Below are 23,243 nucleotides of genomic sequence, written 5' to 3' on the forward strand. Positions count from 1 at the left end.
TGGGCGATACTGGGTTTGAACCAGTGACCTCTTCCGTGTCAAGGAAGCGCGCTCCCACTGCGCCAATCGCCCGTGGTGACCGCCACACCCGATCGGGTGTGGGCGAATCGCGAGCGGACGACGGGATTCGAACCCGCGACCCTCACCTTGGCAAGGTGATGCGCTACCAGCTGCGCTACGTCCGCCTGCCCCGGCACCGCCGGGGACGGGCCAACTGTACCCGATGACAAGATCGCCCGAACGGCCACCCCACAGTGCGGGTGATTGCGCCGGTCACCGCCGGGGTACAGAGCCCTTCGACAGCACACCGCATCCCCCGGAAAAGGAGGCTGTCATGGGTATCGGCACCAGTATTTTTCTGCTCGCGGTGGGCGCCATCCTCACCTTCGCGCTCAACGCCAGCATCGGCGGTCTGGACCTGGACGTCGTCGGCTGGATTCTGATGGCAGCCGGTGTGGTCGGCCTGATCATGACCACGCTCGTCTGGGGACGCCGGCGTGAGGTCGTCGCCACCACCGAGGAGCCGGTGGAGTACCGCCGGGTCGAGGAGCGTCGGGACGTCGCACCGCCGCTGTGACAAGCGGCCCAACAAGTTGAGCGATCGACGAGCGGTGGCGGCCACCAGGTTGGTGGCCGCCACCGTCGTGTCCGAGCACGGATCGCAGCGCCGCCGGTCAGTGTTGCGCCAACTCCGCGCTGACCGGGGCGTCCCAGTCGATGCGGTAACGCTGTTCGGCGCCGAGGGACCGCTCCGGGTTGAGGAAGGTCCGCAGCGCCAACGGCATCATGATCCGCATCATCCGCTTCGCGACCGGTCCGGCCGTCTTGGTGGAGGTGGTCTGCCGGCCACGGCGGACCACCTTCTCCACCCGCGGGCGACGCAACCGTTCGTAGGCGGTGAACGCCGCCGGCAGGTCCGGGTGGTCGCGCAGGCAGCGCGCCAACTGCACGGCGCTCTCCACGGCCAGTGACGCGCCCTGGCCGGAACTGGGTGACGGGGCGTGCACCGCGTCGCCGACCAGAACCATCCGGTCGCGGTACCAGCGCGGCACCGACGGCATGCTCTCGATCGACCCGATCGCCACCACGTCGGCGGGCTCGGTGTGCGCGAGCACCTGGTGGGCCGGCACGTCGTCGGCGTACACCTCACGCAGCCGGTGCAGCCACTGGTCCGGCGGGGTCTGGTTGGCCTCGGCCCAGGTGGTCGGTCGCGGGTCGGGCACGTTGGCGAACCAGGCCGTCCGGCCGTCCGGCTCGACCCAGTAGCCGAAGAAACCCCGGGCTCCGAAGACCAGGTACATCGCCTCCGGGTCGGCGTCGGGCACCGCGTACCGGGCGGCGCCGCCAAGGTTGAGCAGCGGCAGCACCTGCGGGTCGGGGGCGGCCGGATCGATCAGGGTACGCACCCGGGAGCGGATGCCGTCGGCACCGATCAGCAGGTCGGCGGTGGCGGTCGAGCCGTCGCCGAACCGGGCCAGCACCCCGTCGGCGGTCGACTCGGCGTCGACGAGACGCTTGCCGTACACGATGGGCACGCCCTGCGCCTCGGCCCGCTCGCGCAGGGCCCGCGCCAGGTCGTCGCGCCACAGACCGACGGTGACCGGCTCCACCGCGACGTGTGGAAGCGTGCCGATCAGCCCGCCGCGGCCGTCGGTGATCACCGTCCGGCGCATCGGCAGGCCGACCTCCCGGACGGCCTGTTCGGCGTCGACGGCGCGCAGCGCGGCGAGCCCGTTGGGGGCCAGGGTCAGGGTGACGCCGGCGCCGTCGGCGGCCGACGGGTGGCCCTCGTACACGGTGGCTTCGATCCCGGCGCGGCGCAGGGCCATCGCGGTCACCGGTCCGGCGATGCCACCGCCGACGACCAGGGCGGTACGGACAGCTGTCATGTTCGATCCCCCATGGTTTCCTGCCAGGACCTGGCGTAGTCCGGCTGCTTGAGCGACTCGATGAGGTCGGCGACGAAACGCCGCTCCGCCTCCAGCAGGGCGAGGCTGTACTCCTCCTCGACCAGGTAGATCCAGGCGAGACCGTCGGCGCGGGCGTCGGCCACGGTGGTCCGGGTCTCCTCGATCTGTCCGGCCAGCGCCGCCGAGCGACGGCGCAGCACCTCGACTGCCTCGTCGGGCGGCAACAGGCTCAACAGGGACAGCGCGACGGCGAAGTGCGGGTACTCCTGGCGTGGCTGGGCGAGCAGCGTACGCAGCCAGTCGTGCACCTCGTGCCGACCCTCGTCGGTGATCGCGTACACGGTCCGCTCGGGTCGGGCGCTGTCCCGGACGGTTTCCTGTGGTGCGACGAAGCCCGTCACCGCTGTCCGGTGACGGGCTTCGTCGTCGAATTCTTCTGGTGGGCGATACTGGGTTTGAACCAGTGACCTCTTCCGTGTCAAGGAAGCGCGCTCCCACTGCGCCAATCGCCCTTGCTGTTGTCCGAGGTGGGGACGGGATTTGAACCCGCGTACACGGCTTTGCAGGCCGTTGCCTCGCCTCTCGGCCACCCCACCGAGGTTGCCCCCGTCAAGCGTGGCGGCAGCTCCGAGCGGACGACGGGATTCGAACCCGCGACCCTCACCTTGGCAAGGTGATGCGCTACCAGCTGCGCTACGTCCGCGTGCCCCCGGAGCGTTCTCCGGTGACGGATGAGAACTTTAGCCGAGCCATGGAACGGTTGCCAAATCGGGTACCGCCCTCCGGCGAGTCAGGAACGCTCCGCCCCGTCGGAAACCTCCACCGCCGGGCTTCCTAGGAGGATGGGTAGGTGGGCTTGCCGCGCAGGTCGGGAAGGTGAATGCCAAACGAGAAAATTCCCCACGAACAATTGTCTGGTGTCCGACTGTCGCAAGATGGATCTACCGGGCTTTGGTGACAGGCCGTATCCGCTTCGATGGGCTACGGTGACGGACGTGACGAGACGTGCGGCTGAAATCCGCCTGGATGCCCTGCTACGCACCGCGTGTGACGTGATTGCGCAGCGCGGATTGGCGAACACCCGCACGGCGGATGTGGCGCAGGCCGCCGGGGTGAGTCAGGCACTTGTCTTCTACCACTTCGCCACCAAGGAACGCCTGCTCGCGCAGGCGTTCGCCTACGCCGTCGAGCAGGATCTGGCCCGGCTGGACACGATCACCCGGTCCAACGCCCCGCCGTTGACCAAACTGCGGCGCATCCTGCGGCTCTACACCCCGACCGGGCGGCCCACCTCCTGGTCGATGTGGATCGACGGCTGGTCGGAGTCACTGCGTACCCCCGAACTGGAGAAGTTGTCCCGCCGCCTGGACCTGCGCTGGCGGCAGGACCTCGCCGCGGTCATCTCCGACGGCGTACGCGACGGGGTCTTCGAGTGCGCGGACCCGGCCGGCGCGGCGTGGCGGATCAGCGCGGTGATGGACGGCCTGGCGGTGCAACTCGCGGTGCACGAGCGGGTGATCTCCCGCCGGCAGTTCGCCGAATGGGTACGCCTGGTGGCCGCCCGGGAACTCGGACTCGACCCGACACAACTGGACTGAGCCCGGGAACCGGTCACCGGCGGCGCTCCTGGCGGCCACAATGACGCCATGGACCTGCTGGAAACGTACCGGCGCAGCGTGGCCGAGTTCGCCGACCGGGTGCCGCTTGTCGCCCCCGGACAATGGTCGGCGCCCACCCCGTGCGCCGACTGGGACGTCCGAACGCTGGTCAACCACGTGGTCGGCGAGGACCGCTGGAGCGTCGCCCTGCTCGCCGGGCGGACCATCGCCGAAGTCGGCGACCGGTACGACGGTGACCAACTCGGCGCGGACCCGATCGCGGCCGCCCGCGACGCGGCGGCGCAGGCCGAGCTGGCCGCCACCCGCCCCGGGGCGCGGGACGCCACCGTGCACCTGTCGGCCGGCGACACCCCGGCCGAGGAGTACCTGCGTCAACTGATCGCCGAACACCTCGTGCACGGCTGGGACCTCGCCGTGGCGATCGGCGCCGATCCGAAGCTGGACGCCGAGGCCGTCGCCGAGTGCGCCCGCTGGTTCGCCGGGGAGGTCGACGCCTACCGGAGCAACGGCCTGGTCCGCGCCGAGGTGGGTGTTCCGGCCGAAGCCGACGAACAGGACCGGCTCATCGCCGCCTTCGGCCGCGACCCCGACTGGGCCCCGTGACGGCCCGGTCGGCCACCGACACCACCGGACGCCCGATCAGCGGGGCACCGTCCGCCATCGCCGTCGGTCCGGCGGCTGTTCCCACTCGCCGGGCGGCCGTTCCCACTCCCCGACCCGTCCCGAGCCGACGGTGACGGTCGCGGGCTCGGGCACCTCCGGCTCGCGGGTCAACTGCCGCAGCCGCATGAGCAGGCCGACGCCGAGGAAGAGCAGCAGTCCACCGAGCAGGAAGGCGGCCTCGGTCAGACCGATCCCGGTGCCGGACTGCGAAACCTGGTTGCCGGCCGCGCCGGCCGCCGGCGGATCGGCCGCAGCGCCCGCGTCCGCCTCGTCGGCGGTGTCGACCTCCTCGTCGACCGGATCCACCGTCGGCACCTCGGTCGGCTCGTCGGTCGGGTCCACCGTCGGCACCGAACTCGGTGTCGGCGCCGCCGTGGTGGGTGGCGCCACCGCAGCCCGGCCGATCACCTCGCGCGTCGCCGTCTGGCGCGACAACAGCCGCAGGTTGCGGTCGTACGCCTCGGCGGCCAGGCTCACCCTGCCCTCAGTTGCATCCGCGGCGAACCCGATCCGGTACTGGGCGGTCACCGTACGCCCCCGGCAGAGCGTGCCCGGGTCCAGTTGCCGGTCGGTCAACCGGGCCACGTCACCGTCGATGCGCACCTGCACCGGGAACGAGCCGGTCTCCTCGATCCGGTCCACCCGCACCTGATCGAGGCGCAGCCCCTGCACCGCGAGCACCAGCGACCAGCGGACCTTCAGGCAGCCGCCGGGATCGTCGCGGGACACCACGGCGGACACCGTCGCCGCCTGCCCGCCCGCCGTGAACCGCTCCGGCAGACCGCTGAGCTCGGTGGCGAACGCCGCGTGCGCGGGCGCGGCCATGGCGACGTCCACCCCGGTGAGACAGGCCAGCACCACCCCGATCCGTAGCGTGCTGCGCCACAGCCTCTTCACGATCCGCCCTCCCGTTGGTCGTCTCCATCGGCAACGCTAGGAGCGCCGGGGGCCACCCGGTAGACGGGTGTGTTCGCACGGATGGTGAAGCAAGATGCCCGTTTTCACGTACGGTATTGAACCGCTCACCGCCGACCCGCGACACGCCGGAAAACGCACCGATGGACAATCACCGGATGTCCGCGCTCTCCACCGCCTTCGTCCGGCTGCACGCCCGGCTCGCGCCCGTCGCCTTCGTACCCGAGGTGCGACTGCATCAGGCCGACGAGCCGATCGGGTTGTGGGAGTTGACCGAGGGCGAGTTCCGCAGCGACCAGCCGCCGCCGTTCTGGGCCTTCGCCTGGGCCGGCGGGCAGGGCCTGGCCCGGTACGTCACCGACCATCCGCAGCTGTCCGCCGGCCGCCGGGTGCTCGACCTGGCGTCCGGCTCCGGGCTGGTGGCCATCGCCGCCGCCCGGGTCGGCGCCGCCGCGGTGCGCGCGGTGGAGATCGACCCCCTGGCGGTCGCGGCGATCACCCTCAACGCCGAAGCCAACGGGGTACGCGTCGACGCCGAACTCGCCGACATCCTCGATGGCGACGCCGGCGACGCCGAGGTGATCTTCGCCGGGGACGTCTTCTACAGCGCGGCCATGACCAACCGGGTGCTGCGCTTCCTGCTGCGCGCCGCCCGCGGCGGAGCACAGGTGTTCGTCGGTGACCCCGGCCGGGCCTTCCTGCCCCGGGACCGCTTCGACGAACTCGCCAGCTACGACGTACCGGTCAGCGAGGCGCTGGAGAGCGTACGGGTGAAGCGCACCACCGTGTGGCAGCTCCGCGCGGGACGGCCGGAGACGACCGGCTAGCGTGGCGCGCGTGCTGTTCCGCAGCTGGGAGCAGGCCCCGGCGGCGCACGACGACGCCTGGGCCGGCAGCGGCGTGGCCCGCGTCGTCGATCACGTGGGGGTCGAGCATCTGCTGGTGACCCGGCACGCGCTGGTCCGGCAGGTGCTCACCGACCCGCACACGTACCGGCCCGACAACGCCCTGGACGCGGTGACCCCGATACCGGTAGCCGCGCTGCGGATCCTCGCCGCACACCGGTTCCGGCTGCCGCCGACGCTTGCCAACAACGGCGACGCCAGCCATCCGGGCATCCGGGCGCTGGTCGCCGACGCCCTGCACCCGAAGCGGGTGGCCGACCAGCGGGACTGGCTGACCGCGCTGGTCCGCCGGCGGGTGGCGACGCTGACCGCCGAGCTGGACGCGGGCCGACCGGTCGACCTGTACGCCGGGCTCGCCGCCGACCTGCCGTTGCTGGTCCTGGCCCGGCTGGTCGAGCTGCCCGACACCCCGGTCACGGCGGTGAAAAGCTTCGCCCGCGCGGCCCTGGAGCTGTTCTGGGCACCGCTGGACGCCGACCGGCAGCAGCAGCTCGCCGCCGAGGTGGGTCGCTTCCACCGGGTGCTGCGCGAGTTCGCGACCACCGGCGGCGGGCTGGCCGGCGCGCTGCGGGCCGCCGGGCACCCACCCGACGTGGTCGTCGGCGCGCTGTTCTTCCTGCTGGTCGCCGGCCAGGAGACCACGTCCCAGTTCCTCACCCTGCTGATGCACCGACTCGTCGGCGAGCCGGCCGTGCTCGCCGGGCTGCGGGACGGTTCGGTCGCGGTCGCCGACGTGGTCGAGGAAGGGCTGCGGCTGGAGCCGCCGATCGTCACCTGGCGGCGGGTCGCCGCCGCGGACACCACGCTGGGCGGGACGGCGGTGGCGGCGGGCACCAGTGTGGTGTTGTGGCTGGCCGGGGCCGGACGGGACCCGGCGGTGGTGGACGCACCCGACGAGTTCCTGCCCGGCCAGCGCGGGTCGCGCCGGCACCTGGCCTTCGGGGCGGGCGTACACCGTTGCGTCGGTGACCAACTGGCCCGGATGGAGGCCGCGACGGTGGTGGCGGAGGTGGCCCCGCTGCTGGCCGAGGTCCGTGTGCTGCGCGCACCCTGGTACCCGGACAACCTCACCTTCCGGATGCCGGACACCTTCCTGGTGGCCCGCTGATCAGTTGATCTCGTCGGCCCAGGCGCGCCAGTCGTCGAGGACGCCGTACAACGCCGGGGTGAGCCAGCCTGGCGCGGACCGGCGGAACACTCCCGGGTCCATCGCGCCGGCACCGGCGGGCAGGGCCCCGAGCAGGTTCGGCAGCAGGTCGCTGAGGTTGGCCCAGTGCACCAGCTCCGGATCGGTCGGCCAGGCGCCGATCACCACCCCGGCCGGCACGGCACGCCGGTCGAGCGCCTCCAGGGTGAGCGCGGTGTGGTTGAGGGTGCCGAGCCCGGCGCGGGCCACCACCACCGCCGGGGCGCCCAGCGACACGACCAGGTCGGCCACCGTCCACGGCTCGCCGGAGGGGCGCACCCCCATCGGTACGAGCAGCCCACCGGCCCCCTCGACCAGCACCAGGTCGTGTTTGTCGGCCTCGTCGCGGATCGCGTCGACCGCGTTGTACAGCTCCAGGGGTGGCAGTTCGGCCACCCGGGCGGCGACCAGCGGGGCGAGCGGGTCGGGGAAGCTGGCCAGGGTACGGCCGGTCATCGGGGCGGCCAACCGGGTGACCGCCTCGACATCACCGGGCTCGCCGGTGGCCGTACCGGTCTGACCTGGTTTGACCACCGCGACCCGCAGCCCGGCCGCCTGCGCGGCGGCGGTGATGGCCGCCGTCACCACAGTCTTGCCGACCTCGGTGTCGGTCCCGGTGACCAGCACCGGTCCCCGCCACTGATCCGTCATGGCGCACATTCCACGATGACCTCCAGGGCATGCTCGAAGTCCGCCTGCGGCACCCCCGCGCCGATCGTCAACCGCAGCCGGGACCGGCTGTCGGGGGTGGAGGGCGGACGGAAACAGCCGACCGCCACGCCCCGGTCCCGGCAGGCGGCGGCCCACTCGGTGGCCGCCTGCGGGCCGGGGGCGGTGACCGACACGACGGCGGCGTCGGGGGTGGAGACGTCCAGGCCGGCGGCGCGCAGCCGACGCACCGCCGTCGCGGCCCGCTCGGTCAGGACGGCACGCCTGTCGTCGCCGGTGCGGGCCACCTCGACGGCGGCGTGCACCCCGGCGGCCACCGCCGGCGGCAGGGCGGTGTCGTAGATGAAGGTGCGGGCGGTCTCCACCAGATGCCGGACGAACTCGGCCGGGCCGGCCACCACGCCGCCCGCGCCGCCGAGCGCCTTGGACAGCGTGGCGGTGACCACCACGTCCGGCTCACCGGCCAGCCCGGCGGCGGCCACCGCACCGGCACCGGCCGGCCCGGTCACGCCGAGCCCGTGCGCGTCGTCGACAAGCAGCAACGCCCCGTGTTCGCGGGCGACCCGGTGCAGGTCCAGCAGCGGGGCCAGGTCACCGTCGACGGAGAAGACCGACTCGGTGACCACCACCGCCGGCCGTCCGGGTGCCGCGGCCAGCGCCGCCGCGACGGCCGCCACGTCGGCGTGCGGGGTGACCACGGTCTCCGCACCGGAGATCCGGCACCCGTCGATCAGGCTGGCGTGGTTGTGCGCGTCGGAGACCAGCAGCGTACGGGGACGCACCAGCGCCCGGACGGCAGCCAGGTTGGCCAGATACCCCGAGGAGAAGACCAGAGCCCGATCGGTGCCGAGCCAACCGGCGAGGGTGTCCTCCAACGCGTGGTGTGCCTCGGTGGAGCCGCGGACCAGGCGGGAGCCGGTCGCCCCCAGCCCGTACCGGGACAGCGCCTGCGTCGCGGCGGCGATCACCTCGGGGTGCGTGGACAGGCCCAGGTAGTCGTTGCCGGCGAGGTCGACCACGGCGTCGGCGGCGGCGCGCGGATGCAGCCGGCGGGTCAGTCCGGCCTTCGCCCGCAAGTCGGCGCGGCGGGTCAGCGCCGCCAGCCAGTCCGCCACCGCCACGTCCCTCCCCCGGGTTTCCGCCGGGCGAAATTACCACCCGTACGGTCGAGCCCGGCGTGGCGCAGTACGGCTCGCCGGGCAACGCCGGCCGTCCGTTCGTGCTGGCTCGCCGCGCCCGTTTCCGCCCGTCTGGCGGCCTTGTAGGGTACGTGCCATGCCAGAGATCCTCGACCAGGCCCGTAACCAGGTGCTGGAGGGCGGCGTCGGCCTCGACCAGGCGGGCGTCCTCGCGGTGCTCAACCTTCCCGACGAGCACCTGACCGCCACGCTTCAACTCGCCCACGAGGTGCGGATGCGCTGGTGCGGCCCGGAGGTGGAGGTCGAGGGCATCGTCTCGCTGAAGACCGGCGGCTGCCCGGAGGACTGCCACTTCTGCTCCCAGTCCGGCCTGTTCACCTCCCCGGTGCGGTCGGTGTGGCTGGACATCCCGTCGCTGGTCAAGGCCGCCAAACAGACCGCAGCCACCGGGGCGACCGAGTTCTGCATCGTGGCCGCCGTACGCGGCCCGGACGCCCGGCTGATGAAGCAGATGCGCGAGGGCGTGGCAGCGATCAAGGCCGAGGTCGACATCCAGGTCGCCGCCTCGCTGGGCATGCTCACGAAGGAGCAGGTCGACGAGCTTGTCGACATGGGTGTGCACCGCTACAACCACAACCTGGAGACCTGCCGCTCCTACTTCCCGAACGTGGTCACCACGCACTCCTGGGAGGAGCGCTGGGAGACCCTGCGGATGGTCCGCGAATCCGGCATGGAGGTCTGCTGCGGCGGCATCCTCGGCCTCGGCGAGACGGTGGAGCAGCGGGCCGAGTTCGCCGCCCAGCTGGCCGAGCTGGACCCGCACGAGGTGCCGTTGAACTTCCTCAACCCCCGCCCCGGCACGCCGCTCGGCGACCGGCCGGTGGTCGAGGGCAAGGACGCGCTGCGGGCCATCGCCGCGTTCCGGCTGGCCATGCCGCGCACCATCCTGCGGTACGCGGGTGGCCGCGAGATCACCCTGGGTGACCTGGGCACCCGCGACGGGCTGCTCGGTGGCATCAACGCGGTGATCGTCGGCAACTACCTGACCACCCTGGGTCGATCCGCCACCGACGACCTGAAGCTGCTCGACGACCTGAAGATGCCGGTCAAGGCGCTGTCGGCGACGCTGTGATCCCGATGGACGAGGCGATCGGGATGTGGTGTGACAGGTGCGGCGAGGCCGCGACGACCGGCACCCACCCGGGTTGCGCGGCGGCGCGCGCGCTGGAGCCGCCGCGCTACTGTGCGCACTGCCGGCGCCGGATGAAGGTGCAGGTGCTGCCGGTCGGCTGGTCGGCGGTCTGTGTCGAACACGGCGAGTTGCGAGGCTGATCATGCTGCTGCGGGGACGATCGGTGGTGCTGCGACCGGTGACCGCAGCGGACGTACCGGCTCTCGCGGCGATCCGCGCCGAGCCGGAGGTGCGCCGCTGGTGGCGCGGCGACGACGACCTGGCCGCCGCCGTCGCCGCCGATCTCGCCGACCACGACCTGACCGTGTACGCCATCGAGCACGGCGGCCGGGTGGTCGGCGCGATCCAGTGGTACGCCGAGGACGACCGCGACTACCGGCACGCCAGCCTGGACATCTTCCTCGACCCGGCGGTACGCGGTGCCGGGCTCGGCGGCGACGCCATCCGCACCCTGGTCCGACACCTGATCGACGACCACGGCCATCACCGGTTCACCATCGACCCGGCCGCAGCGAACACCCCCGCGATCCGGGCGTACGCCAAGGTCGGTTTCCGTCCGGTCGGGGTGCTGCGCCGCTACGAGCGCGGTGCCGACGGCCGCTGGCACGACGGCCTGCTGATGGACCTGCTCGCCGACGAACTGGCCGACTGACGTCCCCTGGACGGCACGCGCCTCCACGGTCCCAACATCACGCTCGATGTCGGATCGAGTGGTTACCGTGCCGCTCGAAGACCACTCGATCTCAGATCGAGCGTGATCTTGCACTGTGGTTTCGGACGAGAGTGAGCAGGGCGGCGTGTGTCTGCTCGTCGGCAGCTACGACGAGGCCGCCGAGGCCGGTGTGGAGCGGCTTGCCGTCGATGCCGGTGACCACGCAGCCGGCCGCCTGGCACAGTGCGATGCCGGCCGCGAAATGCACGTTGTCGCGCAGGTGGCCGTCGGTGACGTAGGCGGCTCGGCGACCGGCGGCGACCCAGGCCACGGCCAGGGTGGTGGAGACCACCCGCGGGCGGAAGGTGTCGATGAAGCCCTGGTCGGCGAGCAACCGGGCAGCCGAGAAGACGTCGATGTTGGGAAAGGGCGGGTCGAGATTGACGTCGACCAGCCTCGACTCGGATGACGGATCGAGTCGCTGGTCCACACCACCGTGACGCACGTACGCACCGGCACCGTCGGTCCAGAACACCTCATGACTGAACGGGTCGGCAGAGGCGGCCACGGTGACCTGCTCCCCGACCCGCAGAGCCACGTTCACCGCGGCCAGCATGTTCCTGACCGCGTAGTTCAGGGTTCCGCACAGCGGATCGACAAACCACACGCGGCCGCTGACACCGGTACCTGTGCGTCCGCTCTCCTCGCCCACGAAAAGATCATTCGGGCGCGCGCTGCGCAGGACGTCGAGGATCGCCGCCTCCGCTTCGACGTCGGCCGTGGTGGCGAAGTCACCAGCGAACTTCGGGAAGTGCGTCAGCGCCGACCCGTAGTGCGAGCGGACGACCGCCGCCCCGGCCTGCGCCGCGGCAACGACCAGGTCCGCATCGCTGATCGGCATGCCGGCACCATAGCCGCTGGGATCCCGCCGGCGGATGTGGACGAGGTCGGGGCGGCTCACCGGTCGGTGAGCCGCCCCGCCCCACGATGCGTCCGTCAGCCGATGGTGCAGGTGTTGCCGTTGAGGGTGAAGCTGGTCGGCCTCGGGTTGCTGCCGGTGTGGGTGCCGTTGAAGCCGATGCTTGTCGAGGCACCGGGCGCGATGGTGCCGTTGTAGGACATGTTGGTGGCGGTCACCGAGGTGCCGGTCTGCTGGAAGGTCGCCGACCAGCTCTGGCCGACCCGTTGGCCGCTGTGCGGGAAGGTGAACGCCAGGGTCCAGCCGTTGATCGCCGTGGTGCTGGTGTTGGCGATGGTGATGTTGGCGGTGAAGCCGGTGCCCCAGTCGTTGGTGCCGTAGGTGATCCGGCAGGGCGAGGTCGGCAGCGGTGCCGACGTCGTCACGGTCACCCGGTCCGAGGGCGACGAGGCGTTGCCGGCCGCGTCGATCGCCACCACGTAGAAGTAGTACGTGATGTCCGGCTCCAGGCCGGTCACCTGGTACGTGGTGCCGGTGACCGTGGCGACCAGGACGTCACCGAGCGCCGGTCCCCGGTAGATCCGGTAACCGGTCACGCCCACGTTGTCGGTCGACGGCGTCCAGTTCAGGGTCACCCCGGTCGTGGTGATCTGCGAAGCGGTCAACGAGCCGGGCGCGGTGGGTGGCTGGTTGTCCCCGTCGTCGACGGCCGGCACGGTCACGGTCAGCGTCGGCGAGTGGGACGAGGTGTTGCCGGCCTTGTCCCGAGCCTGCACGTTGATCTCGTAGGTGCGTCCCGGCGACACGCTGAGCACCAGCGAGTTCGTGCTGGAGGGGTACCAGCTGTAGGTGTCGCTGCCGACCACGTGGGTGTTGACGATGTAGCCGTCGACACCGCTGCCGCTGTCGGTCGACGGCGCCCAGGTCAGGCTCACCGAACGGGAGGCGACCGAGGTCGCCACGGGCGTGCCGGGAACGGTCGGCGGTGTGGTGTCCGTACTGGTGGCGGGCTCCTCGCCCCACACCCGCTGGCCGCCGACGTACAGCGGTACCTTGCGGTTGGGCCCGGCGGTGGCCTGGTACGACGGGTCGTCACTCGGGTCCCACGCGACACCCTCGGGGACGCCGATCTTGAACTGCACCTCCATCCGGTGCTGCGACTGACCGGCCGGCGCGATGGTGTGCCCGGTGCAGTCGACCTCGACGTAATAGAGATCGCCGCTTACGTTGCGGGCGGAGGTGGGCGCCGGGCAGCCCTGGGTGTAGCCGGGGGTGACCACCACCGGCGACAGGCCGAGGCCGCTGACCCGGAAGTAGTAGCGGAACTTGGCGTCGGTCAGCGCCCGCGCCGGGAAGGCCGACTTGTTGTAGACGATGGCCTTGATCCCGGTGGCCCGGGTCTCGTTCTGCATGACCGTGGTCTCCACGGTCAGCTCGTCGATGTCGGGCTGCTCGGCGACCGGGAAGTTGGCCAACGGGGTGCCGCCGTACTCCTGGGTCAGTCGGGCCAGCGCGGAGGTGAAGCCGGCGTTGTAGTCGGTGGCGACCTCGTTCATCACGTAGTCCGACCGGTTGTCGGTGTACGCGTCGTTCGGCGAGGACGGCCCGCCGACCAGGGCGCCGTAGAGGGTGTGCCGGGTCTCGGTGGGTACGGTCATGCTGTCCCACCAGGAGCCGTGCGCGGTGCGGTGGTGCGGGTTGCGCGGGGAGTTGGCGCCGAAGCCGATCACGTAGCTGGAGTTGCGCGGGTTGTCGCCGAGCGCGTAGTTGATCTGCCGGACGGCGAAGTCCTTGTAGCGGGCCTTGCGGGTCGCGTCGGTGGTCTTGTCGCTGTAGACCAGGGCGGCGAACGCGGTGTTGGCCGCGTAGCGCAGCGCGCCCCAGGAGTCGAGCACGGCCATCCCGCCGGGCGAGTAGCGCACCCGCTCGCCGTTGACGCCGACGGTCCAGAAGTCCAGCCAGCGGTTGGCGTCGTCGATGTACTTCTGCTTGCCGGTCAGGTTGGCCAGCAGCACGTACGCCCCGAACTGCTTGTTGTCCCAGGCCACCGTCCACTTGTAGGAGCGGGTGGTGGTCTGCGGCTCGGTGCCGAGCTTGTCGTACTCGCTCTCGGCCTTGGCCAGGTAGGTGGCGTCGCCGGTGGCCCGGTACAGCCAGATCGCACCCCAGACCAACTCGTCCTGGTAGCCGCTCCAGGAGCGGTAGAAGCTTGTCGCGTCGGTGATGCACTCGTGGTAGTTCTTGCGCACCGTGTCGGCGAAGGTGTAGAGCTGCCGCGCGTGGGTGAGCAGCTTGTCGGCGTACGCGGCGTCGGTGGGTCGGAACACCATCGAGGAGGCGGCCATCGCCGCCGCCGTCTCCCCGGCCAGGTCCGCGCCGCCACAGCTGGCATCGATCTTGTACGCGGGCCGCGCCATCGGCATCACCTCGGCCGGGCCCCACCACTTGTGGTCGTCGTCGCCCTTGCCCACCTGCCCGTAGAGCACGTTCGGGGCCGGGTGCGCCTTGACGAAGTAGTCGTTGACGAACCGCAGGTTGTTCAGCAGGTGGGTGAGCTGACCGGAGGCGGCGTAGCCGGACCGGTACTCCACCGCACCCCAGGCGAGCATGGTGGTGGTGAACGCCATCGGGAAGCCGAACTTGACGTGGTCACCGGCGTCGTACCAGCCGCCGGTCAGGTCGAGCCCGACGTCGGAGCCGTCGCGCAGGCCGGAGTCGCCGCGCCAGGAGACCCGGTTCCAGTCCGGCAGCTTCCCGGACTGCTGCGCCTCGTAGAACAGCAGGGACTTCTGCAGCGCCTCGGCGTAGTTGAAGGCGGGCGCGGCGGCGCTGGTCGAGGCGTCGCCGGTGGTCGGCGCGGCGACACCGGCCGCCGGTACGCCGAGCACCAGCGCGAGCCCGGTGGCGAGGGCGGTGCCGGCGGTTCGGAGCCGGCGGGACCAGGGCTGGTGGTGGCCGGGCTCGTCGCCGCGGGCGCGACGCGGCCCTCTGGTGTGGTGCATGCGGCTGCTCCTGTCGGTGCGGGGCAGGCAGCGCCGACGCGTGCCGCGTCGGGATGGACGGCTGCCGGCAAGGTGGCGGAGGATGGGATCCAGCAGGACCGGGAGCGCTCCCATGGATAGGTAGCAATGTAATCTGGCACCGACCACTTTGGGAAGGCCGACGCGGAGCCGCGAGCAGCGCCGAGCAGGCCCGGCGTGTTACGCCGACACGCCGTCTTGAGCCCTCGAATCGTCTCCGTCGTCGCGACAGGAGATCCTCCCGTCCGCCCAGGTCAGACCGTTCACCTGAGATCAACACGGGCGGTCGGCAGGCAAACTTGTGTCATCCCCCGACCAGGTCGGGAAAGCTCGCTGCATACCAACCACCAGAAAACGGCCGCCGGTGTCCCTCCGGCGGCCGTTTTTGTCGTGCCACAGGCGAAGGGCAGGGCCTCCGCACCGGAAGTCCTGCCCTTCTCACCGTCCTCCGCATCGGAGGTCGGTCGTCTGATTCCCCCGGTCAGCCCGCGCTCTCCGCCGGCACCTCGGCGACCAGGGGCACCGTCACGGTCAGCAGGCCACCGTCCTGCTCGATCGTGGTCGGCCGGTGCAGCCGGCGCAGCGTACGCAGCATCGGCGTGTTGTCGGCCTGGGTGTGCAGCACCGTGGCCGCGTACCCACTCGACTCGGCCTGCCGGACCAGCCGCCGCAACAGCATCGAACCCAGCCCGCGCCGCTGCCAGTCGTCGCGCACCAGCAGCGCCAACTCGGCCTCGTCGCCCTCGGCGAGCAGGTTCGCCATCGCCACCACCGTCTCCGTCGACGGATCGGCGTCGTTGGTGACCGCGACGAGGGTCAGCCCACGGGTCGGCTCCAGCAGCCGCCGCAGCCGCGCCGGTGTCGGCAACGCCGCCCCACCCAGGTAGCGCCGTTGGCGGGTGCGTGCCGAGCAGGCCTCGTGCAACTCGGCCACCGCGGTCATGTCCTCGGCGACCGCCGGACGGACTGTCAACTCGGCCCCGTCGGGCAGGACCACGGTGATCTGGTCAGCGCCCCGGCCCGCCGCGGTGGCGCCCAACTCCAGCAACGCCTGGGCTCGCGCGTACTCCGCCGGGGTGAAGCTCGGCGCGGCCCGACGCAGGTGGTACGCGCCCCCGTTCGGGTCGGCCAGCAGCATCGTCAGGCCGTCGATCCCACACCGGGCCGCCTCGGACGCCGGGCGCCAGGTCACCTCGTCGGCACCGAGCAGGGCCCGCAACACCTCCCCGGTCGCGTCCGGGTCACGCACCAACCGGGTCGCCAGAGCGAGCACCCGGGTCGGCTGGTCGACCAGGCCACGCGCCTCGCTGCGCGCCACCCAGCAGTCCCGCCCCCGACCCCGCTCGACAGCGGCGACGAGGTCCGCCTCGTCGAGGGTGTCCGGCGCGTCGACCAGGAAGTCGTCGACGGCACCGTGCTCGGTGGTGTGCACCTGCACGGTGAGGATGTTGACACCGCGCAACGCGAGGCTCGCCGTGAGCACCGACAGGTAGCCCGGTCGGTCGTCGACGGTGGCCCGAATTCGCCAGAGGGTCATTGGTGCCTCCCTTCGCGTACCACCCTCGCGCCCGCCTGTTGCCGGCCGATTGCCCCGCCGTGTCGAGCCGCGTCCGGCCCTGCGGCGTACGTCACAGCTGGCCAGGGGCGGTCACGGCGTGGCGGTGATCGGCGGAACGTCGACCAGGTCCAGCCGATCGCCGAGGATCACCGCGCTGGCCCGGACCAGCTGCGCCAGCCGGTCCACCTCGGTGGAGTGGAACGTGGCCGGGGTCAACGACTCGCTGTGCTCGCGGCACACGACCATGACCAGCCCGGCCCGACCGAACGGCGCGACCGCGCAGTGCCCGCCGTCGCGCATGGTCATCGACCTGGCCCGCAGCGGGGTCACCTCCGGCAGGCGCGGCGGCACCGGAGTACGCCAACTGGCGTGCACGACCGCGGCCCCACCGCCGCCGGTCCGGCTGGCCCAGTCGACGGGCACCACCGCGGCGACCGCCCAGTCGGCGGCGAGCAGTCCGGGCACCGCGTCGACAAGGGTGGCCAGCCCGTCGGTCGGGTTGGCGGCTACCTGTGCCAACAGTTCGGCGTCCTGACCGGTGGTGGTGGGCGCGCCGATCGCCCGCCACACCCCGTCCACCCGAACGCCGGGGATCGCCGCCAGGCCCGCGAGCAGCCGTTCGACCCGAGCGGCGCCGGGCCACACCACGGTGAAGTCGTCGACCGCGCGCCCGCCGAGCCGTTCCAGCACGACCACCTGGACGATGTCCGCGCCCGACACCCCGAGGGTGCGGGCCACCTGGCCGAGTGTGCCCGGGCGGTCCGGCAGGGTGACCCGTACGCGCAACAACATCTCGAACCCCTCCGCTCGGCGGGCCAGCACCAGGGCCGGCAGGCTGATCACCAGGCTGCCAGGTGACCATTTCGTCCCTGTTGCGGCGGCATGACCCGAGGGTCAAACCTGACCTTGACAAGCGGTCCGAGCTGCCCTGAACTGTCCGGATGACCGATCCGGCCACCCGCCACCCGACGCCGGAGCAGCACCGGGACACCGACGGCGACTCCCCCGCCGGTCTGGACCTGGGTCGACTCGGCCGCTACCTGGCCGAACACCGACCCGAACTGGCCACCGCCCCGCTGCGGGCCGAGCTGATCACCGGCGGCCGGTCCAACCTGACCTACCTGCTGTGGGCCGGCGGACAGGAGTTGGTGCTGCGCCGTCCGCCGCTCGGGCACGTGCTGGCCACCGCGCACGACATGGCCCGGGAGTTCCGGGTGATCTCGGCGCTCGCCCCGACCGACGTACCGGTGCCGGACGCGGTGTTGCTGTGCTCGGACCCGGACGTGCTCGGCGCGCCCTTCTACCTGATGCGACGGGTGCCCGGCGAGGTGTTCCGCAGCCGGCGGCAGACCGACCGGCTCACCGCCGCGCAGCGACACGGGCTGGCCATGGCGATGATGGACACCCTCGCGGCCCTGCACACGGTCGAACCGGAGGCGGTCGGCCTGGCCGACTTCGGCCGCCCCGAGGGTTACCTCGCCCGGCAGGTACGCCGCTGGGCCGGGCAGTTGGACCGCTCCCGCAGCCGGCCGCTGCCCGGCATCGACGACCTGCGCGACCTGCTCGCCGCCACCGCACCCGAGGGCCGCAACGCCGGCCGCATCGTGCACGGCGACTACCGCCTGGACAACCTGCTCGCGACTGTCGATCCGGTGACCGTGGCGGGCGTACTGGACTGGGAGATGGCCACCCTCGGCGACCCGCTGGCCGACCTCGGTCTGCTGCTGACGTACTGGGAGGTGCTCGGCGGCAGCGACATCGCCGACGGCAACCCGGTCGCCGATGGCCTGGGCCCACGGGCCGGCTTCCCCACCGGCACCGAACTGATCGACCGGTACGTCGACCGCAGCGCCGTCGACGTCGGCCCGCTGCACTGGCACATCGCCCTCGGTTGCTTCAAGCTCGCGGTGATCTGCGAGGGCATCCACTACCGGTACACCCTCGGGCAGACCCTCGGCGAGGGCTTCGACACCATCGGGGACATGGTGGCGCCGCTGGTCACGCACGGACTGAACGCGGTAAGGGAGAGCTGATGGACTTCGGGTACGACGCCCGCACCGAGCAGTTGCGCGCGGAGCTGACGGACTTCCTCGACCAGCACGTCCACCCGGCCGAGGCGGTGCACGCGGCGCAGGTGGCCGCCGCCGGTGACCCGTGGGCCCGTCCGCCGGTGCTTGCCGAGTTGAAGGCCGAGGCCCGCCGGCGCGGCCTGTGGAACCTCTTCCTGCCCGACCCGCGCTACGGTGCCGGGCTGACCAACCTCCAGTACGCCCCGCTGGCCGAGCTGACCGGCCGCAGCCCGCATCTCGCCCCGGAGGCGCTCAACTGCGCGGCACCGGACACCGGCAACATGGAACTGCTCGCCGAGTTCGGCTCCCCCGCCCAACGGGAACGCTGGCTGGCCCCGCTGTTGGCCGGTGAGATCCGGTCCGCGTTCTGCATGACCGAGCCGGAGGTGGCCTCCTCCGATGCCACGAACATCGCCACCTCGATCCGTCGCGACGGCGACCACTACGTGATCGACGGACGTAAGTGGTGGTCGTCCGGGGCGATGGATCCGGCCTGCGAGCTGTTCATCGTGATGGGCAGGACCGATCCGGGCGCCGAGCGGCACCGGCAGCAGAGCATGGTCCTGGTCCCCCGGGACACCCCGGGCGTCACGGTCCGCCGAGGCATGACGGTGTACGGCTACAGCGACGGTCCGCACGGCGGGCACGCCGAGATCGACTTCACAGGCGTACGGGTGCCGGTGGAAAACCTGATCGGCACCGAGGGCACCGGTTTCGCCATCGCCCAGGCCCGCCTCGGCCCCGGCCGGATCCACCACTGCATGCGGCTGGTCGGGATGGCCGAACGGGCACTGGAACTGCTCTGCCGGCGGGTCACCGAGCGGGTCGCTTTCGGCCGCCCGCTTGCCGAGCAGGGCGTGGTACGCGAGTGGATCGCCGAGTCCCGGGTCCGCATCGAGCAGGCCCGGCTGCTGGTGCTCAAGACCGCCTGGCTGATGGACACGGTCGGCAACAAGGGCGCGCACACCGAGATCCAGGCAATCAAGATCGCCACCCCGGCGATGGCCGAGTGGGTGATCGACAAGGCCGTTCAGGCACACGGTGCCGCCGGGGTCAGTCAGGACACCCCGCTGGCCGCGCTCTGGGCCCAGGCCCGCACGCTGCGGCTCGCCGACGGCCCCGACGAGGTGCACCGCGCCAGCCTCGCCAGACGCGAACTACGCCGCTGGGCTGCGGAGCAACCTCCGGCGTGACCCGCGTTGCCTCGTTGTCCGCCCGGCCCGTGAACGCCCGAAGCGCAGCACGACTCCTGCCATGACCAGGGCTAGCGCGCCTATCGAGGTGACCTCGAGCGCGAGTACCCACGGTTGTGGTGCCAGAAGATCGTTGAGCAGGCCGTACATTTCCGCCACCGAACCGATGGCGAGAATCGTCGCGGCGGTGGTGAGGATGGTGTTCAAGCGTCGACCCCGCTGGGAGTCGAGAGCCGCCATCCGGTCGTCGAAGGCCCGGAACACCCCGGAGGCGGTCTGGTACATCTCCTCGGCCTGCTGAATCTGGTCCATCAGGGAGCGCTCGTACACGGCCAGGCCAGCCGCGTCATACAGCCGGTCGAAGTACGCACGCCTGATCAGGTCACGCAGCAGGGTGGGCGAGCCCAGCCGGTTGATCTTGGCGCGAACGTCGCTGGTCACCAGCCTGAGCTCGATGTAATGCTGCTCGAGGGAACTGATGGCGGCCCGTAGCGCAGCCTTCTCCTGCACCGTCGGCACCGAGGTGGTCTCCAACAACTGTCGCGCTGCGTCGAGCTGCCTGCGGGCGCGACGGATGTGCTCAGCCATGTCGGCCGCCCAGCCGAGCAGGGCGCCGGGCAGAGCGGCGATGAACTCGGCCAGATTGCTGTAGGAAACGGCCATCCAGTCCGGGGTCTCCGGCGCCGACACCACTGTCGTGTTGGCCGTACGCAGCACGATGTCGCCGGAGTATCCGTACTCGTCGAGCAGGTCGGTGACATCGGGTGAGCGCCGGTAGCGCACCCACTCCTCAAGCGCCACCGCGTCGCGGCCGACCGGGCAGATGAGCAGACTGCTGCCGACCAGCGACGGATCACTTATCTCCGAGCCTCGTGCCGGGCGGACCGTACCGTCCGCGGCGACGATCTGAAGGGACCGGATTCGCAGCAAGGAGTGACTCAAGGCTGTCGCCGAAGCAGCGGTCTGCCAGATGGTCCTGCTCGGCACGACCTGCTCGGCTGTCTTGACCATCAATCCGTCGAGGAACTCGGCGATGACGTCCCGGGCATAGTCGGACAATCGGGTCCATGACTCCGTCCGGTCGGGGTCTGCCAGTCGGACCTGCTCACCGGCCCCCATCACCACCGTGGGACGGCGGAGTGCCTGGTTGACGGCGTGCACGTCCGCGTCGACCAAGCTGCCTTCGAGGCGGAGGCTGTGATTGCCGACACTGCTGATTCTGAGCGACGCGGCGAAGGTCTCCTGCGTTCGCAGGGCATTGGTCATCGTGATCTGCACCGGGGGCAGCGACACGGTCAAGACCCGGTAGTCGGACTCTGGGCCCCAGTCATCGCCGACGGCGTCATCGACGATCGCACTCACAGGTCGCCCGTGCACCCGCAGACGTTGCTCGTCGTACAACCTTCTGATCACGCTGATCGGATCGGCGTCGCCAGCGTCGCCCTCCGGTCCGTCGACGGACTGGCGACCCGGGGCGGGCACGCCGCCGTGTCGTCCCGACAAGCCGCCCAGCGCGGAATGCGCAATCGTGAACGGATAGATGTAGACGACCGTCGCATCCGCCACGTGGAGGAAGTCCCGCTTCACCCAGTCGTGCATCACCCGCAGCGTCGCCGTACCGGCCGCGAGGTCGGAGGACAGCCAGGCTGTCGGTGGGTGCCGACGCTGGATCTGTGTGAGGTGCTCGATCTGCTCGGCAATTTCGCCGGCCAGGAACTCGCGGCCTACCCCGCCGTTGGCCGGCTGCCGATTCTCCGGTTTCCGCCCGGCGGCGAGAAACCGGTGTGTCGCTTTCGCGCACCGACTGAGGGCCTCGTAGTAGTCCCGAATCTCGTGCGCGTAGCCGACCAGCCATTCGGTCAACTTGTCGCCGTCACGGATCGCCTGCATCCGACCGATCTGGTCCTCGGAGGCTGTCACCACGTGGTTGGCAAGGTCCGCTGCCGCGTCCGGGCAGGAACAGTTGATGGCGCTGCTGACCGACATACCCACCGGCACCAACCTGATCTGCTCCGCCAGGATGGTGATCTGTTCGGCGAGGGCCTGGGTGTGAGCGTCGGAGTCCGCGCTACGCAGGGCTGCCAGGTGCTCGGGCAGCTCCGCGTCGAGGACCTCGATGACCGCGTGAGGCAGCCCTCGCTGATCGGCGTACAGGTCCCAGATCCCGTTGATTCGGGAGTGGAGATAGGCGACAAGGACGACAAGGAGGTCGGTCCGGCGGGCGGCGTCTCGCAACTGTGCGCAAAGAACAGCCCGGACGACCTGCTGATCAGAGATCAGATTCGTGAACAGGTCGTCGAGGTCGGCGAAGGCGTCCGCCTGCCCCGCTCGCGCCAAAAGGTCATGGAATGGTCGTGGACTGCGCTCGTCAGAGGCCTCATCAAGAGCCGCAACGATCGCCGCGGAGGTGAAGATGTCGGGCTGCGTCGGATGAAGTGTCTCCACGCTGAGCCTCCAGCACTACTGCCACCGGGGGACCTCACAGTAGTTGACGTTGTCCTGTGGGTCCGTCCGCTGTTCAGGTGGAGGCGCGTTCCACCAGCTGCGTCTGGAGCACGATGTGCGGGGCGGGGATCTCGTCACCGCGGATCCGGGCGACCAGCAGCCGGGCCATCTGCCGTCCCATCTCCTCCACCGGCTGGAAGACCGAGGTCAACGGAGGGACCGCCTGCCGGGCGATGGGCGCGTCGTCGAAGCCGATCACCGCCACGTCCTCGGGTATCCGGCGGCCGGACTCCCGCAACGTACGCATCGCGCCGAACGCCATCAGGTCGGCCGCGACGAAGACCGCGTCCAGGTCGGGGCAGCGCTCCAACAGGTGCCGCATGGCGGTCGCGCCGCTCTCCTCGCTGAAGTCGCCGTACCCGATCAGGTCGGGGTTGATGCCGAACCCGGCGCTGCGGACCGCGTCCCGGTAGCCGGAGAGGCGGGCCAGACCGGCGCCCATGTCCTGCGGGCCGGCGATGGTGGCGATGCGTCGCCGGCCGCGACCGGCCAGGTATTCCACGGCCTGGCGGGCCCCGCCGACGTTGTCCACGTCGACGAAGGAGGCGGGTTGGGCCTCCGGGTGCAGCATCCGCGCGGGCCGACCACCGAGCACCGTCGGCAGGCCGCGCTCCTCCAGCAGCGTGGGCAACGGGTCGTCGTCGTGCAGCGACAGCAGCAGTACGCCGTCGACGTGCTGGTTGGTCAGGTGGTGCTCGACCCGCTCCCGCTCCAGCGGGGACTGCGCCATGGCCAGCCAGAGCTGAAGCGGGGTCTCCAGCAGGGTCGAGCTGATCCCCCGCACGATGCCGGCGAAGAACGGCTCGGCGAAGATCCGCTCACCGGACTCGCTGACCACCAGCGCCACCGAGTCGGTCCGCTGGGTGACCAGCGCGCGGGCGGCCCGGTTCGGCACGTACCCCAGTTCGGCGATGGCCTGTTGCACGGCGGCACGGGCCTCCGGGCTCACCTGGGGAGAGCCGTTGACCACGCGGGAGACAGTCCCACGGCCAACACCCGCACGCGCCGCGACCGCGTCCAGGGTCGGGCGCCCGAGTGACCGGGTGCGCTGCGTTGTCATCGTCTGCTCCTCCGACGTCAGGCGGCACCGGCACCTGGTCGAGCGTCGGTGCCGGGCCGCCCGTTACTG

General features: G+C 71.3%; 21 protein-coding genes and 5 tRNA genes. 10 read left to right on the plus strand and 16 right to left on the minus strand.

Annotation, left to right across the window (positions count from 1 at the left end):
- A tRNA-Val gene (locus C1A38_RS12405) sits at positions 1 to 72 on the minus strand.
- Between the two features lie 40 nt (positions 73 to 112).
- A tRNA-Gly gene (locus C1A38_RS12410) sits at positions 113 to 185 on the minus strand.
- Between the two features lie 149 nt (positions 186 to 334).
- Here C1A38_RS12410 and C1A38_RS12415 point away from each other — a divergent pair.
- On the plus strand, positions 335 to 577 hold the full coding sequence (locus tag C1A38_RS12415) for a DUF6458 family protein (RefSeq protein WP_013732390.1): 243 nt from the start codon (positions 335 to 337) through the stop codon (positions 575 to 577).
- Positions 578 to 674: 97 nt separating this feature from the next.
- On the opposite strand, the gene C1A38_RS12420 is transcribed toward C1A38_RS12415, so the two are convergent.
- From C1A38_RS12420 to C1A38_RS12440, 5 genes are all read right to left on the minus strand, one after another.
- On the minus strand, positions 675 to 1,889 hold the full coding sequence (locus C1A38_RS12420; protein WP_102657986.1) for an FAD-dependent monooxygenase: 1,215 nt from the start codon (positions 1,887 to 1,889) through the stop codon (positions 675 to 677).
- Entirely contained in the window at positions 1,886 to 2,311 is a 426-nt protein-coding gene (locus C1A38_RS12425; RefSeq protein WP_102657987.1) for a PadR family transcriptional regulator, read from the minus strand. The genes C1A38_RS12420 and C1A38_RS12425 overlap by 4 nt, the downstream gene beginning before the upstream one ends.
- Positions 2,312 to 2,347: 36 nt before the next feature.
- Positions 2,348 to 2,422, minus strand: a tRNA-Val gene (locus C1A38_RS12430).
- Between the two features lie 13 nt (positions 2,423 to 2,435).
- Positions 2,436 to 2,506 (minus strand) — tRNA-Cys (locus C1A38_RS12435).
- A gap of 34 nt (positions 2,507 to 2,540) precedes the next feature.
- Positions 2,541 to 2,613: transfer RNA gene (locus C1A38_RS12440), tRNA-Gly, on the minus strand.
- Positions 2,614 to 2,905: 292 nt separating this feature from the next.
- On the opposite strand from C1A38_RS12440, the gene C1A38_RS12445 reads away from it, so the two are divergent.
- Positions 2,906 to 3,508: a TetR/AcrR family transcriptional regulator gene (locus tag C1A38_RS12445; RefSeq protein ID WP_102657988.1), complete on the plus strand. Its 603-nt coding sequence runs from the start codon at positions 2,906 to 2,908 to the stop codon at positions 3,506 to 3,508.
- A 48-nt stretch (positions 3,509 to 3,556) separates the two neighbouring features.
- A complete protein-coding gene (locus C1A38_RS12450) occupies positions 3,557 to 4,132 on the plus strand; it encodes a TIGR03086 family metal-binding protein (protein WP_102657989.1) in 576 nt (191 codons plus the stop codon).
- Between the two features lie 36 nt (positions 4,133 to 4,168).
- Here the strand turns inward: C1A38_RS12450 and C1A38_RS12455 are convergent, their stop codons facing one another.
- Entirely contained in the window at positions 4,169 to 5,089 is a 921-nt protein-coding gene (locus C1A38_RS12455) for a hypothetical protein (protein ID WP_102657990.1), read from the minus strand.
- Positions 5,090 to 5,265: 176 nt separating this feature from the next.
- Between C1A38_RS12455 and C1A38_RS12460 the strand changes: the two genes are divergently transcribed.
- Together C1A38_RS12460 and C1A38_RS12465 are read left to right on the plus strand one after the other, a co-directional pair.
- A complete protein-coding gene (locus tag C1A38_RS12460; protein ID WP_102658042.1) occupies positions 5,266 to 5,934 on the plus strand; it encodes a class I SAM-dependent methyltransferase in 669 nt (222 codons plus the stop codon).
- Position 5,935: 1 nt separating this feature from the next.
- Positions 5,936 to 7,120 (plus strand): cytochrome P450, encoded by a 1,185-nt coding sequence (locus tag C1A38_RS12465; RefSeq protein WP_199180187.1) that lies wholly within the window; start codon positions 5,936 to 5,938, stop codon positions 7,118 to 7,120.
- Here C1A38_RS12465 and bioD read toward each other — a convergent pair whose 3' ends face one another.
- The gene (bioD, locus tag C1A38_RS12470) at positions 7,121 to 7,858 is read right to left on the minus strand and encodes a dethiobiotin synthase (protein ID WP_102657991.1); all 738 of its coding nucleotides are present in this window, start codon (positions 7,856 to 7,858) and stop codon (positions 7,121 to 7,123) included. It lies immediately after the preceding gene.
- Complete coding sequence (locus C1A38_RS12475) at positions 7,846 to 8,982, minus strand: 8-amino-7-oxononanoate synthase (protein ID WP_102658044.1); 1,137 nt, start codon at positions 8,980 to 8,982, stop codon at positions 7,846 to 7,848. Before C1A38_RS12475 ends, bioD begins: the two co-directional genes overlap by 13 nt.
- 160 nt (positions 8,983 to 9,142) lie before the next feature.
- Here C1A38_RS12475 and bioB point away from each other — a divergent pair, with 160 nt between their 5' ends.
- From bioB to C1A38_RS12490, 3 genes are read left to right on the plus strand one after another with little or no spacing between them, the layout of a single operon-like run.
- Positions 9,143 to 10,138: a biotin synthase BioB gene (gene bioB, locus C1A38_RS12480; protein ID WP_102657992.1), complete on the plus strand. Its 996-nt coding sequence runs from the start codon at positions 9,143 to 9,145 to the stop codon at positions 10,136 to 10,138.
- Between the two features lie 5 nt (positions 10,139 to 10,143).
- Positions 10,144 to 10,338: a biotin synthase auxiliary protein BsaP gene (bsaP, locus tag C1A38_RS12485; protein ID WP_102658045.1), complete on the plus strand. Its 195-nt coding sequence runs from the start codon at positions 10,144 to 10,146 to the stop codon at positions 10,336 to 10,338.
- Between the two features lie 2 nt (positions 10,339 to 10,340).
- On the plus strand, positions 10,341 to 10,850 hold the full coding sequence (locus C1A38_RS12490; protein WP_373306967.1) for a GNAT family N-acetyltransferase: 510 nt from the start codon (positions 10,341 to 10,343) through the stop codon (positions 10,848 to 10,850).
- Between the two features lie 91 nt (positions 10,851 to 10,941).
- Here the strand turns inward: C1A38_RS12490 and C1A38_RS12495 are convergent, their stop codons facing one another.
- From C1A38_RS12495 to C1A38_RS12510, 4 genes are all read right to left on the minus strand, one after another.
- Complete coding sequence (locus tag C1A38_RS12495; protein WP_102658047.1) at positions 10,942 to 11,751, minus strand: inositol monophosphatase family protein; 810 nt, start codon at positions 11,749 to 11,751, stop codon at positions 10,942 to 10,944.
- 95 nt (positions 11,752 to 11,846) lie between these two features.
- Positions 11,847 to 14,771, minus strand: coding sequence for a glycoside hydrolase family 9 protein (locus tag C1A38_RS12500; RefSeq protein ID WP_102657993.1), 2,925 nt, complete (start codon positions 14,769 to 14,771; stop codon positions 11,847 to 11,849).
- A gap of 499 nt (positions 14,772 to 15,270) precedes the next feature.
- Complete coding sequence (locus tag C1A38_RS12505) at positions 15,271 to 16,326, minus strand: GNAT family N-acetyltransferase (RefSeq protein ID WP_102657994.1); 1,056 nt, start codon at positions 16,324 to 16,326, stop codon at positions 15,271 to 15,273.
- A 111-nt stretch (positions 16,327 to 16,437) separates the two neighbouring features.
- Positions 16,438 to 17,139 carry an ACT domain-containing protein gene (locus C1A38_RS12510; RefSeq protein ID WP_102658048.1) on the minus strand — a complete coding sequence of 234 codons (702 nt, stop codon included), beginning with the start codon at positions 17,137 to 17,139 and terminating at the stop codon, positions 16,438 to 16,440.
- Positions 17,140 to 17,288: 149 nt separating this feature from the next.
- Here C1A38_RS12510 and C1A38_RS12515 point away from each other — a divergent pair, with 149 nt between their 5' ends.
- Positions 17,289 to 18,380, plus strand: coding sequence for a phosphotransferase family protein (locus tag C1A38_RS12515; RefSeq protein ID WP_102657995.1), 1,092 nt, complete (start codon positions 17,289 to 17,291; stop codon positions 18,378 to 18,380).
- A complete protein-coding gene (locus C1A38_RS12520; RefSeq protein WP_102657996.1) occupies positions 18,380 to 19,609 on the plus strand; it encodes an acyl-CoA dehydrogenase family protein in 1,230 nt (409 codons plus the stop codon). The genes C1A38_RS12515 and C1A38_RS12520 overlap by 1 nt, the downstream gene beginning before the upstream one ends.
- Here C1A38_RS12520 and C1A38_RS12525 read toward each other — a convergent pair.
- Positions 19,574 to 21,946 carry a hypothetical protein gene (locus tag C1A38_RS12525; protein WP_102657997.1) on the minus strand — a complete coding sequence of 791 codons (2,373 nt, stop codon included), beginning with the start codon at positions 21,944 to 21,946 and terminating at the stop codon, positions 19,574 to 19,576. The genes C1A38_RS12520 and C1A38_RS12525 overlap by 36 nt on opposite strands.
- Before the next feature lie 181 nt (positions 21,947 to 22,127).
- Positions 22,128 to 23,174: a LacI family DNA-binding transcriptional regulator gene (locus C1A38_RS12530; RefSeq protein WP_043720107.1), complete on the minus strand. Its 1,047-nt coding sequence runs from the start codon at positions 23,172 to 23,174 to the stop codon at positions 22,128 to 22,130.
- Positions 23,175 to 23,243 lie beyond the last annotated feature (69 nt).

The organism is Verrucosispora sp. ts21 (assembly GCF_002879555.1).
GTDB lineage: Bacteria > Actinomycetota > Actinomycetes > Mycobacteriales > Micromonosporaceae > Micromonospora > Micromonospora gifhornensis.

Coding starts and splice junctions, on each gene's coding strand:
- C1A38_RS12415 (WP_013732390.1), top strand. CDS start 335: ATGGGTATCGGCACCAGTATTTTTCTGCTCGCGGTGGGCGCCATCCTC.
- C1A38_RS12420 (WP_102657986.1), bottom strand. CDS start 1,889: ATGACAGCTGTCCGTACCGCCCTGGTCGTCGGCGGTGGCATCGCCGGA.
- C1A38_RS12450 (WP_102657989.1), top strand. CDS start 3,557: ATGGACCTGCTGGAAACGTACCGGCGCAGCGTGGCCGAGTTCGCCGAC.
- C1A38_RS12460 (WP_102658042.1), top strand. CDS start 5,266: ATGTCCGCGCTCTCCACCGCCTTCGTCCGGCTGCACGCCCGGCTCGCG.
- bioD (WP_102657991.1), bottom strand. CDS start 7,858: ATGTGCGCCATGACGGATCAGTGGCGGGGACCGGTGCTGGTCACCGGG.
- bioB (WP_102657992.1), top strand. CDS start 9,143: ATGCCAGAGATCCTCGACCAGGCCCGTAACCAGGTGCTGGAGGGCGGC.
- bsaP (WP_102658045.1), top strand. CDS start 10,144: ATGGACGAGGCGATCGGGATGTGGTGTGACAGGTGCGGCGAGGCCGCG.
- C1A38_RS12490 (WP_373306967.1), top strand. CDS start 10,341: ATGCTGCTGCGGGGACGATCGGTGGTGCTGCGACCGGTGACCGCAGCG.
- C1A38_RS12495 (WP_102658047.1), bottom strand. CDS start 11,751: ATGCCGATCAGCGATGCGGACCTGGTCGTTGCCGCGGCGCAGGCCGGG.
- C1A38_RS12500 (WP_102657993.1), bottom strand. CDS start 14,771: ATGCACCACACCAGAGGGCCGCGTCGCGCCCGCGGCGACGAGCCCGGC.
- C1A38_RS12505 (WP_102657994.1), bottom strand. CDS start 16,326: ATGACCCTCTGGCGAATTCGGGCCACCGTCGACGACCGACCGGGCTAC.
- C1A38_RS12510 (WP_102658048.1), bottom strand. CDS start 17,139: ATGTTGTTGCGCGTACGGGTCACCCTGCCGGACCGCCCGGGCACACTC.
- C1A38_RS12515 (WP_102657995.1), top strand. CDS start 17,289: ATGACCGATCCGGCCACCCGCCACCCGACGCCGGAGCAGCACCGGGAC.
- C1A38_RS12520 (WP_102657996.1), top strand. CDS start 18,380: ATGGACTTCGGGTACGACGCCCGCACCGAGCAGTTGCGCGCGGAGCTG.
- C1A38_RS12530 (WP_043720107.1), bottom strand. CDS start 23,174: ATGACAACGCAGCGCACCCGGTCACTCGGGCGCCCGACCCTGGACGCG.